This is a genomic window from Brevibacillus sp. RS1.1 (assembly GCF_013284365.1).
Lineage (GTDB): Bacteria > Bacillota > Bacilli > Brevibacillales > Brevibacillaceae > Brevibacillus > Brevibacillus brevis_D.
This window is the reverse complement of record NZ_JABSVA010000004.1, coordinates 162,027-179,437: the sequence shown is the minus strand read 5'-3', so window position 1 is coordinate 179,437 and position 17,411 is coordinate 162,027. Positions and strand designations below refer to the sequence as shown.

General features: G+C 48.5%; 15 protein-coding genes. 14 read left to right on the top strand and 1 reads right to left on the bottom strand.

What is annotated here, in order from left to right; translation table 11 throughout:
* The 3 genes from icmF to HP570_RS15170 all read left to right on the top strand — a co-directional run bounded on the left by icmF (position 1) and on the right by HP570_RS15170 (position 5,872).
* Positions 1 to 3,252, top strand: a complete 3,252-nt coding sequence (icmF, locus tag HP570_RS15180) for a fused isobutyryl-CoA mutase/GTPase IcmF (protein WP_173626250.1) — start codon at positions 1 to 3, stop codon at positions 3,250 to 3,252.
* Positions 3,253 to 3,509: 257 nt separating this feature from the next.
* Positions 3,510 to 4,070: a DNA-directed RNA polymerase subunit delta gene (rpoE, locus tag HP570_RS15175; protein ID WP_173626249.1), complete on the top strand. Its 561-nt coding sequence runs from the start codon at positions 3,510 to 3,512 to the stop codon at positions 4,068 to 4,070.
* Positions 4,071 to 4,276: 206 nt separating this feature from the next.
* Positions 4,277 to 5,872, top strand: coding sequence for a CTP synthase (locus HP570_RS15170; protein ID WP_015893660.1), 1,596 nt, complete (start codon positions 4,277 to 4,279; stop codon positions 5,870 to 5,872).
* Positions 5,873 to 5,945: 73 nt separating this feature from the next.
* On the opposite strand, the gene HP570_RS15165 is transcribed toward HP570_RS15170, so the two are convergent.
* Positions 5,946 to 6,740 (bottom strand): lipid II flippase Amj family protein, encoded by a 795-nt coding sequence (locus HP570_RS15165; protein WP_015893659.1) that lies wholly within the window; start codon positions 6,738 to 6,740, stop codon positions 5,946 to 5,948.
* Between the two features lie 171 nt (positions 6,741 to 6,911).
* On the opposite strand from HP570_RS15165, the gene HP570_RS15160 reads away from it, so the two are divergent.
* The 11 genes from HP570_RS15160 (at position 6,912) to HP570_RS15110 (ending at position 17,359) form a co-directional block, all read left to right on the top strand.
* Positions 6,912 to 7,286 carry a response regulator gene (locus HP570_RS15160; RefSeq protein WP_007725537.1) on the top strand — a complete coding sequence of 125 codons (375 nt, stop codon included), beginning with the start codon at positions 6,912 to 6,914 and terminating at the stop codon, positions 7,284 to 7,286.
* A 103-nt stretch (positions 7,287 to 7,389) separates the two neighbouring features.
* Positions 7,390 to 8,244 carry a class II fructose-1,6-bisphosphate aldolase gene (gene fba, locus HP570_RS15155; RefSeq protein WP_173626248.1) on the top strand — a complete coding sequence of 285 codons (855 nt, stop codon included), beginning with the start codon at positions 7,390 to 7,392 and terminating at the stop codon, positions 8,242 to 8,244.
* 14 nt (positions 8,245 to 8,258) lie between these two features.
* The gene (gene fsa, locus HP570_RS15150; protein WP_015893657.1) at positions 8,259 to 8,903 is read left to right on the top strand and encodes a fructose-6-phosphate aldolase; all 645 of its coding nucleotides are present in this window, start codon (positions 8,259 to 8,261) and stop codon (positions 8,901 to 8,903) included.
* A gap of 79 nt (positions 8,904 to 8,982) precedes the next feature.
* On the top strand, positions 8,983 to 10,266 hold the full coding sequence (locus HP570_RS15145; protein ID WP_142498007.1) for a UDP-N-acetylglucosamine 1-carboxyvinyltransferase: 1,284 nt from the start codon (positions 8,983 to 8,985) through the stop codon (positions 10,264 to 10,266).
* Between the two features lie 28 nt (positions 10,267 to 10,294).
* Positions 10,295 to 11,248, top strand: a complete 954-nt coding sequence (gene glpX, locus HP570_RS15140; RefSeq protein ID WP_015893655.1) for a class II fructose-bisphosphatase — start codon at positions 10,295 to 10,297, stop codon at positions 11,246 to 11,248.
* Positions 11,249 to 11,315: 67 nt separating this feature from the next.
* Positions 11,316 to 12,596, top strand: a complete 1,281-nt coding sequence (gene rho / locus HP570_RS15135; protein ID WP_015893654.1) for a transcription termination factor Rho — start codon at positions 11,316 to 11,318, stop codon at positions 12,594 to 12,596.
* Positions 12,597 to 12,671: 75 nt separating this feature from the next.
* On the top strand, positions 12,672 to 13,574 hold the full coding sequence (locus tag HP570_RS15130; RefSeq protein ID WP_087341772.1) for a M23 family metallopeptidase: 903 nt from the start codon (positions 12,672 to 12,674) through the stop codon (positions 13,572 to 13,574).
* A gap of 70 nt (positions 13,575 to 13,644) precedes the next feature.
* Positions 13,645 to 14,910 carry a radical SAM family protein gene (locus tag HP570_RS15125; RefSeq protein ID WP_026043394.1) on the top strand — a complete coding sequence of 422 codons (1,266 nt, stop codon included), beginning with the start codon at positions 13,645 to 13,647 and terminating at the stop codon, positions 14,908 to 14,910.
* Positions 14,911 to 15,016: 106 nt separating this feature from the next.
* The gene (gene rpmE / locus HP570_RS15120; protein WP_015893651.1) at positions 15,017 to 15,214 is read left to right on the top strand and encodes a 50S ribosomal protein L31; all 198 of its coding nucleotides are present in this window, start codon (positions 15,017 to 15,019) and stop codon (positions 15,212 to 15,214) included.
* A gap of 86 nt (positions 15,215 to 15,300) precedes the next feature.
* On the top strand, positions 15,301 to 16,755 hold the full coding sequence (locus tag HP570_RS15115) for a cryptochrome/photolyase family protein (RefSeq protein ID WP_173626247.1): 1,455 nt from the start codon (positions 15,301 to 15,303) through the stop codon (positions 16,753 to 16,755).
* 28 nt (positions 16,756 to 16,783) lie between these two features.
* Complete coding sequence (locus tag HP570_RS15110; RefSeq protein WP_015893649.1) at positions 16,784 to 17,359, top strand: thymidine kinase; 576 nt, start codon at positions 16,784 to 16,786, stop codon at positions 17,357 to 17,359.
* Positions 17,360 to 17,411 lie beyond the last annotated feature (52 nt).

Here is a 17,411-nt window from a genome sequence, read left to right as displayed (position 1 = left end):
ATGGAAACGGAAGTGTATCGTCCGCAAAACAAGGTTCGCTTTGTGACCGCAGCCAGTCTGTATGATGGTCATGACGCCTCGATTAATATCATGCGCCGTATTTTACAATCGTCGGGAGTAGAGGTTATCCATCTCGGACACAACCGCTCTGTTGACGATATTGTAACAGCCGCTGTCCAGGAGGATGTGCAAGGGATTGCCATTAGTTCCTACCAAGGCGGTCATGTGGAGTATTTCAAATACGTAATTGATCTATTACGCGAGCGGGGAGCAGAGCACATCCGTGTTTTTGGTGGCGGTGGCGGCGTTATCGTTCCACGCGAGATAAGGGAATTGGAAGAGTACGGAGTCTGTAAAATTTACTCGCCAGATGACGGCAGACGATTGGGCTTGCAGGGCATGATCAACGACATGATCAGACGTAGCGACTTCCCAACCGTTAAGCAGCTGGAGGAAGAAGTAGCAGGCTTGCGCGAGCAAAACCATCAGGCGATTGCCCGGCTTATTTCCGTTGCGGAGTATGCAGTGGACCAGCCTGTATGGACAGAACCTCTCCGAGAAAGCTTAGTGGAAGCTGATTCAACCATACCGGTATTAGGGATTACAGGTACGGGTGGAGCAGGAAAAAGCTCATTAACTGATGAGCTTGTTCGTCGATTTATTCGCGTTTATCCCGAGAAGACGGTTGCGATCTTGTCTGTCGATCCATCCAAGCAAAAATCAGGTGGAGCGTTACTTGGCGACCGCATCCGCATGAATGCTAATTCGACACCACGTGTTTACATGCGCAGTCTCGCTACTCGCAAATCAGGCATGGAGCTGTCTGCTGCATTAAAAGACGCCATTCAAGTAACGCGTTCTGCCCATTTTGATCTGATTATTGTGGAAACGAGCGGGATTGGTCAGGGGGATGCGCAGGTCACAGAAGTGTGCGACGTCTCCATGTACGTCATGACCAGTGAATTCGGGGCACCATCTCAGCTGGAAAAGATTGATATGCTCGACTTCGCTGATGTGATCGCGATCAACAAATTTGAGCGCAAAGGCTCAGAGGATGCTCTTCGCGAGGTTCGCAAGCAATATAGACGCAATCATCAGCTTTTTGAGCTACCGGATGAGAAGGTTCCTGTCTATGGTACGATTGCGAGCCAATTCAACGATCCGGGAACGAATGTGTTGTTTGCTGCCCTGATGCATCGAATTGTAGAAAAAACTGGCGTTGATTGGTCTGTAGAGCATTTGGATACGACTCCTGTGAAGATTCATAAAACTTCGTTGATTCCGACAGAGAGAATCAATTATTTGCAGGACATTGCCAACACCGTCCGCCAATACCGTGCCTATGCCGAAGAGCAGTCGTTGATTGCCCGCAAGCTGTTCCAATTGCAGGGTGCAAAGGAGACCGTACTTGCCTCTGGAGATTCTGCCGCTGCCGAGCTGGCGGCGGTACTCGATAAACAAATTGTTCTCTTTGAAGAAAAGCTGCATCCAGAGTGCCGACGTATTCTCGAAAATTGGCCGAAGCTGAAGGAAGCGTATCGGAAGGATCAATTCGTTACGAAAATTCGCGACAAGGAATTGGTTACCCAGCTGTTCAGCGTATCTTTGTCCGGTACACGCATTTCAAAAGTAGCCGTCCCTGATTACGAAGATTGGGGTGAAATTTTAAAGTGGTCGTTAAAAGAAAATGTTCCAGGGGAATTCCCGTACACCGCAGGAGTATTTCCGTTTAAACGCGAGGGAGAAGATCCCAAGCGACAATTTGCAGGCGAAGGTACTCCAGAGCGGACGAACAGACGATTTCACTTCCTGTCTCAAAATGATGAAGCGAAGCGACTCAGTACGGCTTTTGACTCGGTAACGCTGTATGGTGAGGACCCTGACTACCGCCCGGATATTTACGGAAAAATCGGTACGAGTGGGGTCAGCATTTGCACCTTGGATGACATGAAAAAGCTGTACGCCGGCTTTGACCTTTGTGCACCTAGCACCTCTGTGTCCATGACGATCAACGGTCCTGCGCCCATGATTTTGGCCATGTTCATGAATACGGCGATTGAGCAGCAGCTGGATGCTTTTGTCCAAAAAGAAGGGCGTCAGCCTACCGAGGACGAAGCAAAGCAGATCAGAGCGTACACGCTGTCGACTGTTCGTGGAACCGTTCAGGCAGATATTTTGAAAGAAGATCAGGGGCAAAACACGTGCATCTTCTCGACAGAATTTGCCTTGCGGATGATGGGGGATATCCAGCAGTATTTTATCGACCAGAAAGTGCGGAACTACTACTCTGTGTCCATTTCCGGCTACCATATTGCGGAAGCGGGGGCGAATCCGATTACGCAGCTTGCGTTTACGCTGTCTAACGGATTTACCTATGTCGAGTACTATTTGAGCCGCGGCATGAACATCGATGACTTTGCGCCTAACCTGTCCTTCTTCTTCTCCAATGGTCTCGATCCGGAATACACCGTGATTGGACGTGTGGCTCGCCGTATTTGGGCAACAGTGATGAAAAATCGTTATGGTGCAAATGACCGAAGCCAAAAGCTGAAGTACCACATCCAGACATCTGGACGTTCCTTGCACGCGCAGGAGATGGATTTCAACGACATCAGAACGACCTTGCAGGCCTTGATTGCCATTTACGACAACTGTAATTCTCTCCATACGAATGCATACGACGAAGCGATTACGACCCCAACAGAGAACTCTGTGCGGCGTGCAATGGCAATTCAGATGATCATCAATAAGGAAATGGGCCTCGCGAAAAATGAGAACCCACTTCAAGGGGCATTCATCATCGACGAGTTGACTGATCTGGTAGAAGAGGCAGTTATGCAAGAGTTTGAGCGGATTAGTTCTCGCGGTGGTGTGCTCGGGGCGATGGAGACTCAATACCAGCGCGGCAAAATTCAAGACGAGTCTATGTATTACGAGATGAAAAAGCATACGGGTGAACTGCCGATTATTGGGGTGAACACGTTTATCAATCCGAATGCATCTGAGGACGATTACGAGATTGAATTGGCTCGTGCGACCGAAGAGGAAAAAGAACAGCAAATCATAAATCTCCGTGCATTCCAGGAGCGCCACAAGGATGTGTCTGCGGCTGCATTGCGGCGCTTGCAGGAAGTGGCTATGGCGGGAGAGAACATCTTTGCCGAGCTGATGGAGACGGTAAAAGTAGCATCGCTTGGACAAATCAGTGCTGCCTTGTATGAAGTGGGCGGCCAATACCGCAGAAATATGTAAGACAAATCCCTCGGTAGCGATTGCCGAGGGATGTCTTTGGTTTTGATGTCGACAAGAATTAGGCGGCCCCCGTTTGAAAGCCTTGCATTTTCGTCTAAAATAAGGAATACTGTATGATAGCCTTCTTATGTTGTACGATGTACAATCAAAGAAATCGATATCATTTATGAATGACTTATACAGGCCTGCGTCCCCCGAAAAGGGCACCGGGTCAGTATTCAAATCAATCGTTTTCATATGGAAAGGACGTGCCCTGAGTGAGTCAATTGTTTGCTCATATTGATTCCGAGAAACTGAGTGAGATGGCGTTAGTTGACATTGCGTATGAAATTTTGCGTCAAACTAACCGCACTTACAACTTCCGCGAGCTGATGAATGAACTGGTTGCAGTACGCAAGCTGACAGATGAACAACTCATGGCAATCATCGCGCAAGTATACACAGAAATTAACATTGATGGTCGTTTCGTATGCCTTGGTGACAATGTATGGGGATTGAAACGTTGGTACCCAACTGACACCGTGGAGGAAACTCAAGAGGGTGGCGGAACGAAGAAGAAGAAAATCGTCACGGAAGACGACTTCGACGATTACGATACCGAAGACGAAAGTGTCGAAGAATACGAAGACGACGATGTTGTCATCTTTGAGGACGAAGAGGAATTCGTCGACGAAGATTCTGAAATCGAAGAAGAAGAAATCGATGGAGAAATCGACGAGGAAGAACTCGAAGACGAAGAGGATGAGATGTTCGAAGAGGACGAAGAGCTTGAGGAAGAGGAATCCGACGAAGAGCTCGACGACGAAGACGAGAAATAGGTCCTTGACTTCCGCTTGAGGGACAGATAAAATACTCCTTGGGCTTCACATGAAGAAGGATCAAATATGGGAAACTATAAAACAAAAGTGCCCCTACCCCATTTCTTTACGGGATAGGACTCGCTTTTGTTTTTCTTTTTTTTTGGAGCCGTCTTCATTCGATTTTTTATAACAACTTAAGGGTGAGGGAAAGAGGGGACGTAACGATGACGAAGTATATTTTTGTGACAGGCGGGGTTGTATCCTCGTTGGGAAAAGGAATTACAGCGGCTTCTCTGGGCCGACTCTTAAAAAATAGGGGTCTGAAGGTAACCATCCAGAAGTGTGACCCATACATCAACGTTGACCCGGGAACGATGAGTCCGTATCAACACGGGGAAGTTTTCGTAACGGACGATGGTGCGGAAACAGACCTGGACTTGGGCCACTATGAGCGCTTTATCGATATCAACCTGAGCGCTAACTCCAATATGACAACTGGTAGAATTTACTCGACTGTCATCGCCAAAGAACGCCGTGGCGACTATTTGGGAGGAACCGTTCAAGTTATTCCACACATCACGAACGAAATCAAAGATCGCATTTTCCGTGCAGGTCGCGAAACCGGGGCAGATGTAGTGATTACCGAGATCGGTGGAACTGTTGGGGATATCGAGAGCTTGCCATTCCTTGAATCCATCCGCCAGATCAAAAGTGACATCGGTCGTGAAAACGTCATGTACATTCACGTAACCCTGGTACCATACATCAAGGCAGCAGGTGAAATGAAAACCAAGCCTACGCAACACAGCGTGAAAGAACTGCGCAGCTTGGGTATTCAACCAAATGTGATCGTGACACGTACCGAGCAACCAATGACGCAAGAAATGAAAGACAAACTGGCTCTGTTCTGTGATATCGATAAAAACGCGGTAGTGGAATGTGTAGATGCTGATAGCCTTTACGATGTACCACTGCAATTGCAAGCACAGGGATTGGACGATTACGTATGCCGCCACTTGGGTCTGACTTGCCAGGATGCGGATATGACAGAGTGGAAATCGCTCGTAACAAAAATCAAAAACCTGTCCAAAACGACTACCATTGCAATCGTTGGTAAATATGTAGAACTGCATGATGCTTACTTGTCCGTAGCAGAAGCGCTGTACCATGGTGGCTATGCGAACGACTCCAAAGTAGAAATCAAATGGGTGCACGCGGAAGAAGTTACGCCAGAGAATGTTGGCGAACTGCTCGGTGATGTAAATGGTATCCTCGTACCAGGCGGCTTTGGCGATCGTGGTATCGAAGGTAAAATCATCGCTACGCGCTATGCTCGTGAAAATAAAGTACCATTCCTCGGAATTTGCCTGGGTATGCAAATCGCTGTGATCGAGTTCGCTCGCCACGTAGCGGGTATGGATGGCGCAAACAGCTCCGAGATCAACCCGAATACAGCGTATCCGGTGATTGACCTCTTGCCAGAGCAAAAAGATATCGAGGACAAGGGCGGTACCATGCGTCTGGGTCTCGGTCCAACCAAAGTGGAAGAAGGCACGCTGACTGAGGCAGCATACGGAAGCACCTTGGTTTATGAACGTCATCGTCATCGTTATGAAGTGAACAACGAATATCGTGATCAATTGGCGCAAATGGGCTTGCGTTTTGCGGGTACAACGCCAGATGGTCGTCTGGTTGAAATCGTGGAAGTTCCAGAACATCCATGGTATGTAGCGACACAGTTCCATCCAGAGTTCACATCCCGTCCGAACCGTCCGCAGCCACTGTTCCGTGACTTCGTGAAGGCTTCTCTGAACAAATAACATAGGTCGATAAATAGAAAGACGCACCCGCGATGTATGGTCGCAGGTGCGTCTTGTGTTTTTTAAAAGCAGATCAATGGAACAAGGGAGATAGCCAAGCAACCCAGTAGGCGGCGGGAATGAGCAGGAATTGAGCCAAAATCGTTCCGATAAAACGTGAGATCATCAGCCACAGGTACATGTCGCGAATCGATTCCTGCGTGGTTTTCCCTTGCATCGCTTTTTCGGTCAAAAGGGCGATTTGCGGGTCTACCAAAATCGTCATGAAAATCGTGGCAAAGCCGTTGATTAATCCGGAAGACATTAGAACGGTTGCTTTGTAATCTGGGGCTAGCAATGTCGCGTACAACACAGACAGTACGCTGCTTGTGTAGATCGCTGTCCCCAATGCATTTAATAACAGCAATCGTTTGGGAACGCCTTTGATTCGAAAACGTGAGATGGCTTGCCAGCTAGGAATCCGGACATGATGGTGGACGCGTCGGATAGTTTCTACCGTAACTGCCGTCCGAATCATTTGCGGAATCGAGCCCGCTGTCTCCAAGTGCGAGATCATTCGTTTCGATATTTGGACGAAAGTGGGAAACAGTACGATAGCTGCTAAGGTTCCGAGCGAGGACGCTGCAATAATCACGTGCAAATACATGCTAGGATCAAAGTGTTGGATTGCAGCTTGGTCCATAAATCCCCCAGTGAATGGTCCTTGAATCAGGTTGGAAGTACGGGAGAGGAGCAATACAATCCCGACCAGAGACAACGCTACAGCGATCCTGCCCGTTTGTACCCCTGCAAAACGGATTCCGAAGGTAAGTGTCTCTGTCGTATGGATAATAAAAGTTAACAAGCAAATCAGCCACAGAGCATCCATAGTGAGTATCTGGCTCCTTGTGTGTAGGGGAAATTGGTTTTTCCCATTATACTCGAAAAGAAGCCCATAGGAAATTTTAAGTTGACGTTCAGCAAAAAACGTGAAGGAGTTTCCTGATTTTAGGCGAACCCATAATAATTAAGAAAACGCATTCGTCAGGGGGGAATCAGAATGTTCGACAAACAAGATAAAAAGGTACTGGTTGTGGATGACCAGTATGGGATTCGCATTTTACTGTATGAGGTGCTGGGAAAAGAAGGGTACAAGACCTTTCAGGCAGCAAACGGGAAAATGGCATTGGAAATCGTGGAAAAAGAATCACCAGATTTGGTTATCCTCGACATGAAGATCCCTGGGATGGATGGTATTGAGATCTTGAAACACATCAAGAAGATCAATCAAGAAATCAAAGTCATCATGATGACAGCTTACGGAGAGCTGGACATGATCAAAGAAGCAACACAACTGGGAGCATTGACTCATTTTACAAAGCCGTTTGATATTGATGAACTACGAATGGCAGTACATCAGCAATTAGCTTGTTAGGAACAGACTGCAAAGGTCAGGGTACAAGCGTCCCTGTTAACAAATGCTTGTCTGTGGTATAATAAGCCACATGACTGAAGTCTGCTAGAGGAGGATTTACAAAATGCCACTGGTACCTATGACCGCTTTTATCGAAGACGTCAAAAAGCATAAATACGCCGTCGGACAATTTAACCTGAACAATCTGGAGTTTACTCAAGCGATTACGGAAGCTGCGATGGAAGAAAAATCGCCTGTGATCTTTGGTGTTTCTGAGGGTGCATTGAAATACATGGGGATCGATTATACAGTAGCGATTGCAAAAGTGGCTGCTGAACGCGCAGGAGTTCCTGTTGCTTTGCATCTTGACCATGGTAGCAATTTCGACATGGTTATGAAGTGCATTCGTGCAGGGTTCTCTTCTGTTATGTTCGATGGTTCCCATCATTCGTTTGAAGATAACCTTCGCCTGACCAAACAGGTTGTAGAGGCTGCTCACGCTGTTGGCGTATCGGTAGAAGGTGAACTCGGTACCATCGGCGGGGTGGAAGACGACTTGTCTGTTGACGAGGAAGATGCCACTCTGGCAAATCCTGAGGAAGCAATCCGCTTCTGGGAAGAAACAAAAGTAGACTACGTAGCGATTGCTGTAGGTACAGCACACGGTATGTACAAAGGGGTTCCAAAAATCCGCTATGACATTATCGAAAAAGTAGCGAGCAACATTGGAGCGCCGATCGTTCTTCATGGTGGTTCCGGCGTACCAGACGAAGCGATTATCGAATCCATCCGTTTGGGCGTAGGAAAAATCAATGTAAATACAGAAAGCCAAGTCGCATGCACGGAAACAGTTCGCAAAGTGCTGGCTGCCAAGCCGAATGAGATCGACCCACGCAAATACCTAGGCCCTGCTCGCGATGCGATCAAGGAAGTAGTCAAAGGAAAAATGCGCTTGTTCGGAAGCAGCAACCGCGCGTAACTGGGAGGATAATCATGCGTTTTTTGATTGATACAGCAAACGTTGAAGAAATCCGCGAAATTCACGAATGGGGAGTTCTGGCGGGCGTAACGACAAATCCGTCTCTGGTTGCCAAAGAAGGACGCGATTTTGTAGAAACCCTGAAAGAAATTCTCGATATTGTTGACGGTCCGATCAGTGCCGAAGTCATCAGTACAGATGCAAAAGGCATGATCGAAGAGGGAGAGAAGCTCGCTGCTCTCTCGAAAAACATCGTCATCAAGCTGCCAATGACCGCAGAAGGTTTGAAGGCAACCAAGTATTTTGCTAAACGCAAAATCAGAACAAACGTAACATTGGTGTTCTCCGCGAACCAGGCACTTTTGGCTGCGCGCGCAGGTGCGAGCTTCGTGTCTCCGTTCTTGGGACGCTTGGATGATATTGGTCAAGATGGTATGCAATTGATCGAAGATATTGCAGAAATCTTTTCCGTTCACGGTATCGATACTGAAATCATTGCGGCATCTGTGCGCCACCCTGTTCACGTAACGGAGGCAGCCCGCCGTGGTTCTCATTTCGCTACCATTCCAGCGAAAGTTTTCAAACAACTCATTGCCCATCCACTGACAGACAGTGGCTTGGAGAAATTCCTAGCAGACTGGGCAAGCATGCAAAAATAAGGACACGTGTTGAAAGTCCAAGCACCTTTTCCATTGGGGAAGGTGCTTCTTTCCCGATTACGCCTGAGGAGAGCAAAGCATGGATAAGCTGATCATCAACGGTGGAAAACCGCTCGCGGGGACGGTGACCATCAGCGGAGCAAAAAACAGCGCAGTCGCACTCATACCAGCAGCGTTGCTGGCAGATGGACCCGTTGTTATTGAGAATCTCCCCCGTATTCAGGATGTAGGTATTTATCACGAGCTCTTGCAGGAAATGGGAGCTGACGTGCTGTTCGAAGAAGACTGGATGGAAGTAGACGGACGCAGTATGAGGCTCATGCTCATGCCAAATGGTCGCATCAAAAAGCTTCGTGCCTCGTACTATTTGTGGGGAGCCTTGCTCGCCAAGTTCGGCGAAGCCCAGGTTGGCTTGCCAGGTGGCTGTGATTTGGGCCCGCGTCCAGTAGATTTGCATATCAAAGGCTTTGAAGCGATGGGCGCCGAAGTGGAGAACAAAAACGGCGTCATGACTATCCGTGCCCAAAATGGACGTTTGCAGGGTGCAAGAATTTATCTCGATCTGGTCAGTGTGGGTGCGACCATTAACATCATGCTGGCTGCTGCCAAAGCAGACGGTGTGACCATTATTGAAAACGCTGCCCGTGAGCCTGAGATCGTCGATGTCGCAACCTTGCTCAACAATATGGGAGCAAACATCAAAGGTGCCGGAACGGACATGATCCGCATTCAAGGCGTAGAACGTTTGCGCGGATGCCGTCATACGATTATCCCTGATCGGATCGAAGCGGGGACGTACATGATTGCGGCAGCGGCTACGAACGGCAACGTGATGGTGGAGAATGTTATTCCGAAACATTTGGAGTCTGTAACGGCCAAGCTACGCGAAATCGGTGCGCAAGTGGTAGAGCAGGATGACAGTATTCAAGTCATCGGACATGATTCTTATCGATCAATCGATGTGAAAACGAGTCCGTATCCGGGTTTTCCAACGGATCTCCAGCAGCCGATCACGACCTTGCTGACTCTTGCCAAAGGCTCAAGCATCGTGACGGACAATATTTACAGCTCGCGTTTTCGACATGTAGATGAACTGCGCCGCATGGGAGCTTCCTTGAAGATTGAAGGAAGATCCGCTGTCATCGAAGGCGGCAGCAAACTGAATGGTGCCAAGGTGATAGCTTCAGATTTGCGTGCGGGAGCAGCTTTGTTCATTGCCGGCTTGGCAACGAACGGCACGACAGAATTAGAAGGACTCGAACATATAGATCGTGGCTACGAAAACTTGGTGGGCAAGTTGCAAGCCTTGGGAGCCGATATTACTCGGGTAGGCCTGCAGAGCATGGAAAACCACCAGCGTTAACCAATCACCAGGAGAGGAGTCTTCCAGAATGGAACGCAGTTTAACACTTGAACTGGTACGTGTGACTGAAGCTGCTGCTTTGGCTTCTGCCAGTTGGATGGGTCTCGGAAAAAAAGATGAGGCTGACGATGCGGCAACGACCGCAATGCGCAATGAATTTATGAAAGTGCCAATGGATGGCGTCGTAGTAATTGGTGAGGGCGAAATGGACGAAGCGCCAATGCTGTACATCGGTGAACGTCTGGGCCAGGGAGTGGCTCCGGCAGTCGATGTGGCTGTAGACCCTTTGGAGGGAACAAATATTCTCGCAAAAGGTACATGGGGAGCGATTTCGGTCATTGCAATCGCAGACCGGGGAAATTTGTTGCATGCTCCAGACATGTATATGGAGAAAATGGCAGTAGGGCCTAAAGCAGTCGGCAAGGTCGATATCAACGCACCGATTCGCGATAACCTGAAGGCGGTAGCGCAGGCACAAGGGAAAGATATCAGCGATTTGGTTGCTATTGTACTTGACCGTGATCGTCACTCTAAGGTGATCCACGAAATTCGTGAGGCAGGCGCGCGTATTCGCCTCATCTCTGACGGAGACGTAGCCGCTGCGATCAATACCGCTTTCCCAGATACAGGTGTAGACATTTTGTTCGGTTCTGGAGGAGCTCCTGAAGGTGTTCTTGCTGCAGTTGCCTTGAAATGTCTCGGGGGAGAAATTCAGGGCAAGCTCTTGCCACAAAATGAAGATGAGATTAAACGCTGTGTCAAAATGGGATTGACGAACCCTCATCAAGTCCTGTTCATGGATGATTTGGTAAAAGGTGATGACGCCATTTTTGCAGCGACAGGTGTAACGGATGGTGAATTGCTCAAAGGGGTTCGCTTCCAGGGAACTCGTGCGACGACCAATTCCGTTGTTATGCGTGCGAAAACAGGAACGGTACGTTTCATTGAAGGGAACCACCGCTTAGAACGCAACGGTTTGTAAGAAAATCATTTTTGCATGTATTAGTTGAGCTAGGTTTTTTCAAGAGTAAATAAAGAGTGGTGGATGTATGTTACTTTCTGAACTAGAAGAAAAGAAGCTGACCGACCTCTATAAGCTGGCTAAGGAATACCATATTCCGTACTACTCCCAGCTGAAGAAGAAGGAATTGATTTTCGCGATTCTTCGGGCACGAGCGGAGCGGGATGGTCTTATGTTTATGGAGGGGGTTCTCGAAATATTGCCGGAGGGATACGGCTTCCTCCGCCCCATTAACTATCTACCCAGCTCAGAAGATATCTACATCTCCCAGTCGCAGATTCGCCGTTTTGATCTGCGGATGGGGGATGTGGTATCAGGAAAAGCAAGACCACCGAAGGAGAATGAACGTTATTTTGGACTCCTTCAAGTAGAGGCAGTGAACGGAGAAGACCCTGAGACAGCCGCAGAGCGTCTTCATTTCCCCGCATTGACACCGTTGTATCCTCAAACCAAGCTCGTACTGGAGACAGCCCCTGAACGTGTTTCCACTCGCCTGATGGATCTTCTCTCTCCTGTTGGACTGGGTCAGCGTGGATTGATTGTGGCTCCGCCAAAAGCGGGGAAAACCATGCTGATCAAAGAAATTGCCAACAGCATTACCGAAAGCCGCCCGGATATCCACTTGTTTGTCTTGCTCATTGATGAACGCCCGGAAGAGGTAACGGATATGCAGCGATCTGTCAAAGGAGAGGTAGTTGCCTCGACTTTTGACGAGTTGCCTGAGAATCACATCAAAGTTGCTGAGCTTGTCTTGGAGCGTGCAAAGCGATTGGTTGAGCACAAAAAAGACGTGGTGATCCTGCTGGATTCCATTACACGTCTCGCTCGTGCTTACAACTTGGTTATTCCTCCAAGTGGTCGAACGTTGTCCGGTGGTATTGATCCGGCAGCCTTCCATCGTCCGAAGCGCTTTTTTGGTTCAGCGCGCAATATTGAGGAAGGCGGTAGCTTGACCATTTTGGCGACTGCTTTGGTTGAGACCGGCTCCCGTATGGACGATGTGATCTATGAAGAATTCAAAGGAACCGGAAACATGGAGCTTCATTTGGATCGCAAGCTGGCGGAGCGCAGAATTTTCCCAGCGATCGATATCCGCCGTTCGGGTACGCGCCGCGAAGAGCTTCTGCTCACCAAAGAAGAGCTGGATAAGCTGTGGATGATCCGGAAAAACATGAATGAAACAAATGAGTTTGTAGACTCCTTTATTAAAAAGTTGGCAGATACAAAAACAAACGAAGAATTTTTGCAAACCCTTGAGTCTAAGCAACAAGGCAGAGGGAAAGCAGCTAGCACGACGGTGAGTTCATGATGACTCACCGTCATTTTTTTTGTGGCGTTGGCATACCGTTAGGAAGGGAGCTGGAAAAGAAGGAGGAGATGCTTCATGGAGTACGTGCAAGTTAGCGCTCCGGTGGAGTCACAGATGGAAGCGAAACAAGCGGTCGTGGAGCAAGCGCTATTTCAAGCGTTTAATCCCTATGCCAGTCTGGCTTCACCTGCACCAGCAACGAAAGGAAATTCAGTGGTGTACGCTGTTCGGCAAGGAGATACGCTGTCCAGTATCGCCCAGCGCTACGGTCTTTCTTTGAAAAATCTGGTAGAAGCGAATAGCATTACGAATCCCCATCTGTTAAGCGTAGGCATGAAGCTAATCATCAAGCGTGATGAAGTCGGACATATGGTGAAACAGGGAGAAACGCTGGATTACATAGCAAGGCGGTACGGTGTGAGTCGGGAATCGTTAATCGAACGAAACCCGCTGCTAAAATGGCTGTCGGACAACCTGTATGTAGGACAGGTCGTGTATGTTCCTATCGCTAAAGGCAATCCGATGTTGGGCAATGATCCGGAGCAGAAGCGAAGTGCCGTTCAAGCAGCAAGTCGGCAAGTCATCACGAGGATTCGCGGCGGTCTAAGTTGGCCTGTCAGAGAAGCTACGATTACAAGTGGATTTGGAGCACGTTGGGGAAAGACACACAAGGGTGTAGATTTGTGGAATGAACAGGAATCAAAGACCCCGATTTTGGCAGCGAGGGCAGGAGTTGTTGTGGAGGCTGGCGCCAATCGGTCAGGCTACGGGCGGATGGTTGTGATAGATCACGGAGATGGCTTGCAAACCTTTTATGCGCATATGCGTCTGCTGCTGGTGTCACCAGGTCAAACCGTAGAAGCGGGTGAGGTATTGGGATACATGGGGCAAACGGGGAACTCTACGGGCTACCATTTGCACTTTGAAGTACGACAGGATGATGTGCCAATCAATCCACTTCCCTATCTTGGCAGGTAACCCTATACAATTTACATTACTTTTTCAATGCGATACAATGGGCAAAGCAAAGAAGCGAGGCGATTTTCCCATGTATTTAGTTTACGCAGATGAAAAAGGCAATGTATACGACCACCCAGGTCTTTTTGCAGTGGCTCGTAACGGAGATATATTGACAGAAATTCTGGAAGAAGAACTGATCCCGCTCCCGGAAGGATCGACGTTGGTCAGTTTGCCGGACACCGAGCCGATCGGAATGGACCCTGACACAGGTGAAATGGTCAAGTTGGATGGTTGTACAGCAGTAGGTGCACTTGTGCCACAAGGAATTACAAGGCTCTTGCTGCCAGGCTACGTGAAAACGAACAAGGAAAGCAAGCTGCCTTTGTTTGGTTACTCCGCAGTCGTCTGGAAGGATAACCGTTTCTGGGTAACGGGACGTGCGAGTGACGATATTTACAAATGGGACCCATTGAACTTCCCGATGGATGAGCTGCGCCAGCGAGTGGCAAAGACGTTGGAGACGTTTCCGCAAAACCGCATTTTGAACCACTTGTCCCACTGTGCGTTGGAGTACGAATGCTTGACGGCCTCCAATAACTTTTTCAACCGCTGGGAAGGCAGCTTACCTGTTTCCTATACCTGTAACGCCGGTTGCTACGGCTGTATTTCCGAGCAACCAGATGACAGTGGATTCCCTTCTCCACAGACGCGGATGAACTTCAAGCCGACAGAGGACGAGCTGGTGGAAGTCATGCTGCACCACCTGAAAACACCGGAGAGCATCATCAGCTTCGGACAGGGCTGTGAGGGTGAGCCTTCTACGATGGCTTCCATCATTGTTCCTGCTATGCGTCGAGTAAGGGAAACGACAGATATGGGCTTTATCAACATCAATACGAATGCTGGCTTGACGGATCATATCAAAGGCATTGTTGATGCCGGACTTGATCTGATGCGCGTGAGTATTATCAGTGCGATTGACGAACACTATAATGCTTACTACCGCCCACGCAACTACACGTTGGAAAATGTAGCACGTTCTGCTGAGTACGCTGCATCCAAGGGCGTGTATACGTCCATTAACTACTTGTGCTTCCCTGGCGTGTTTGACCGCGAAGAGGAAATGGAAGCGATGATCGAGTTCATCCGCAGAACAGGCATTAAGCTGATTCAGCTGCGAAATCTGAATATCGATCCAGAGAGCTACTTGGCGATGATTCCAAAAGCACAAGGCGAAGTATTCGGCATGAAGCAAGCTATCGAAATTTATCAGCAGGAACTGCCAGATGTCGTGATCGGTTCGTTTACACATATTCCACCAGATCAACTCCAGCGTAGGAAAAACATGGCGTAATCGGCCAACCAGTTGCATTTCGACAGTGTTTCATGCTACTATCTGATATGTGTTTATATAACTCTGTTTCGGCAAACGATTCAGGGCGGAAAGAGGTGTAGAAGAGATGAAACAAGACATTCATCCTAAGTACAACGTAGTAACAGTTAGCTGCGCATGCGGTAACGAATTTGAATCGGGTTCCGTGAAACAAGCGTTGAAAGTGGAGATCTGCTCCAACTGCCATCCTTTCTTCACAGGAAAACAAAAATTCGTTGATGCAGGCGGCCGTGTAGACCGTTTCAAACGCAAATACAATCTGTAATAATCAGAATGTATGGGAGCAACCAGGTAGAGCAATCTGCCTGGTTTTGTCTTTTTCTGGCACTGATTTTTTCGGGAGGACAAACGATGACTGCTATAGTCTGGTTCCGTCGGGATCTGCGCTTGCACGACCATGCTGCTCTGCACGCAGCCATGCTCACAGGTGATCCGATTATTCCTGTTTATATAGTGGAGGATTCACTTTGTCTTTCTGCGGCTGTAGGAGATAAGCGACTCCATGCGCATTTTTCCGCAATAGCTGCACTCGACGACGCTTTGGTTCAACTGGGAGGTCGTCTATTGATTCGCCGCGGCGAACCACAGCAAATGCTCTGTCAATTAGCGCAAGAGACGGGTGCAGGAAAGCTGTTTTTCAATCGGGATTATACGCCAGACGCTCGCAAGCGAGACGAGCTCGTATCAGAAGTGTTGAGCAGGCACGGCGTGTTTGTCCATGCATGCAAGGATTTGGTTTTGCATGAGCCTGGGGAAATTATGACGAAGCAGCGAACGCCGTATGCGGTTTTTACCCCGTATCGCCGCGTTTGGCAGACGCTTCCCAAAGACCGGCCATTCCCTCAGCCGACAGAATGGATTCTATTTGATCGGTTGAAGGAGTTGTCGAGTGAGCCAGTTCCTACTGTGGAAGCGTTTGGACGAAACCGACCGATGGGCACCGAGTGGGAAAGGGAGCAGTTCGGGGAGAGAGCCGTACGTAAACGATTGCAGCAATTTTTAGATAGAGACATTTATACGTACAAAGAAAAACGCGACATGCCAGGGGTGAATGCGACATCCCGATTATCTTTTGCCTTAAACATAGGTACGCTGTCTATACGAACGGTGTATCATCGCGTACAGGAAGTGCTTGCTTCCGCGCGGGGTGAGCAGGTTACTTCAATTGAAGCTTTTCTTACAGAGCTCATTTGGAGAGAATTTTATCAGCAGGTGCTTTATTTCCATCCCCACACGACTAACCATGCCTACCTGCCACAATTTGAAGAGGTCGCTTGGGAAAACAAGAAGGATTTGTTTGTCCGTTGGTGTCAAGGGGAGACGGGCTATCCGATTGTGGATGCTGCAATGAAGCAGTTGAATGAGACAGGATGGATGCACAATCGGCTGCGGATGATTACTGCTTCTTTTTTGACAAAGGATTTGCTTGTGGATTGGCGTTGGGGAATGGCCTATTTTGCACAGCAGTTGATTGATTTCGATGAAGCGGCAAACATCGGGGGCTGGCAGTGGAGTGCTTCCACTGGTACCGATGCGCAACCGTACTTCCGGATTTTTAATCCTGTTACACAAGGGGAAAAGTTTGATCGAGACGGTGTTTTCGTCAAAAAATATCTTCCCGTACTGCGTGAAGTACCTCTACAATATATTCATAAACCATGGGACATGCCGGAGCATATCCAAGAGCAAGCAGGCTGCAAGATTGGCTTCGACTACCCGCTTCCTTGTGTGGACCATGCACAAAGAAGAAAGCTGGCCATGGCCTTGTTCCAGGAGGCAAAAGATCGCCATGCAAAGACTGAGTAACAACTTTTAGGCAAAGGGAGATAGAGACGTGGCACAACTATATTTTCGGTATGGAGCGATGAATGCTTCCAAATCCATTCAATTATTGACCGTTGCCCACAACTACGAGCAATCGGGGAAAAAAGTAGTAGTGTTTACTCCAGCAGTTGATGATCGCTATGGCGTGGGAAAAGTTGCTTCACGTGTGGGGATTAGCCGAGAAGCGATTCCGATTAGCGAAGAGACCGATTTGTACCAAATCGTAGAGGCAGAATCAGTCAAGCCGCATTGCGTGTTGGTTGACGAGGCTCAGTTCATCAGCCGCCACCATGTGGATCAGCTCGTCAGGATCGTGGACAAGCTGGGAATCCCCGTCATCGTCTATGGCTTGTTGAAAAACTTCAAGAATGAGCTCTTCCCTGGCAGCGCCGCCCTTTTGTGCGAGGCTGATAAAGTAGAAGAAATAAAAACAGTTTGTGTGTATTGCAATAAAAAGGCGACGCATATTCTCAAGTTCAAAAATGGACAGCCCGTCTACTCTGGGGAGACGATTGAAATTGCTGGAAATGATACATACAGCAGCGTCTGTCGCAAGCATTACTACACCCCTCCAGTTGTCGAATAAATAAAGAAAGCAAGCATAAGCCACCCCCTGTTTGTCCCGTGCATGAGCCCTA

Coding starts and splice junctions, on each gene's coding strand:
- icmF (WP_173626250.1), top strand. CDS start 1: ATGGAAACGGAAGTGTATCGTCCGCAAAACAAGGTTCGCTTTGTGACC.
- HP570_RS15170 (WP_015893660.1), top strand. CDS start 4,277: ATGACGAAGTATATTTTTGTGACAGGCGGGGTTGTATCCTCGTTGGGA.
- HP570_RS15165 (WP_015893659.1), bottom strand. CDS start 6,740: ATGGATGCTCTGTGGCTGATTTGCTTGTTAACTTTTATTATCCATACG.
- HP570_RS15160 (WP_007725537.1), top strand. CDS start 6,912: ATGTTCGACAAACAAGATAAAAAGGTACTGGTTGTGGATGACCAGTAT.
- fba (WP_173626248.1), top strand. CDS start 7,390: ATGCCACTGGTACCTATGACCGCTTTTATCGAAGACGTCAAAAAGCAT.
- fsa (WP_015893657.1), top strand. CDS start 8,259: ATGCGTTTTTTGATTGATACAGCAAACGTTGAAGAAATCCGCGAAATT.
- HP570_RS15145 (WP_142498007.1), top strand. CDS start 8,983: ATGGATAAGCTGATCATCAACGGTGGAAAACCGCTCGCGGGGACGGTG.
- glpX (WP_015893655.1), top strand. CDS start 10,295: ATGGAACGCAGTTTAACACTTGAACTGGTACGTGTGACTGAAGCTGCT.
- rho (WP_015893654.1), top strand. CDS start 11,316: ATGTTACTTTCTGAACTAGAAGAAAAGAAGCTGACCGACCTCTATAAG.
- HP570_RS15130 (WP_087341772.1), top strand. CDS start 12,672: ATGGAGTACGTGCAAGTTAGCGCTCCGGTGGAGTCACAGATGGAAGCG.
- HP570_RS15125 (WP_026043394.1), top strand. CDS start 13,645: ATGTATTTAGTTTACGCAGATGAAAAAGGCAATGTATACGACCACCCA.
- rpmE (WP_015893651.1), top strand. CDS start 15,017: ATGAAACAAGACATTCATCCTAAGTACAACGTAGTAACAGTTAGCTGC.
- HP570_RS15115 (WP_173626247.1), top strand. CDS start 15,301: ATGACTGCTATAGTCTGGTTCCGTCGGGATCTGCGCTTGCACGACCAT.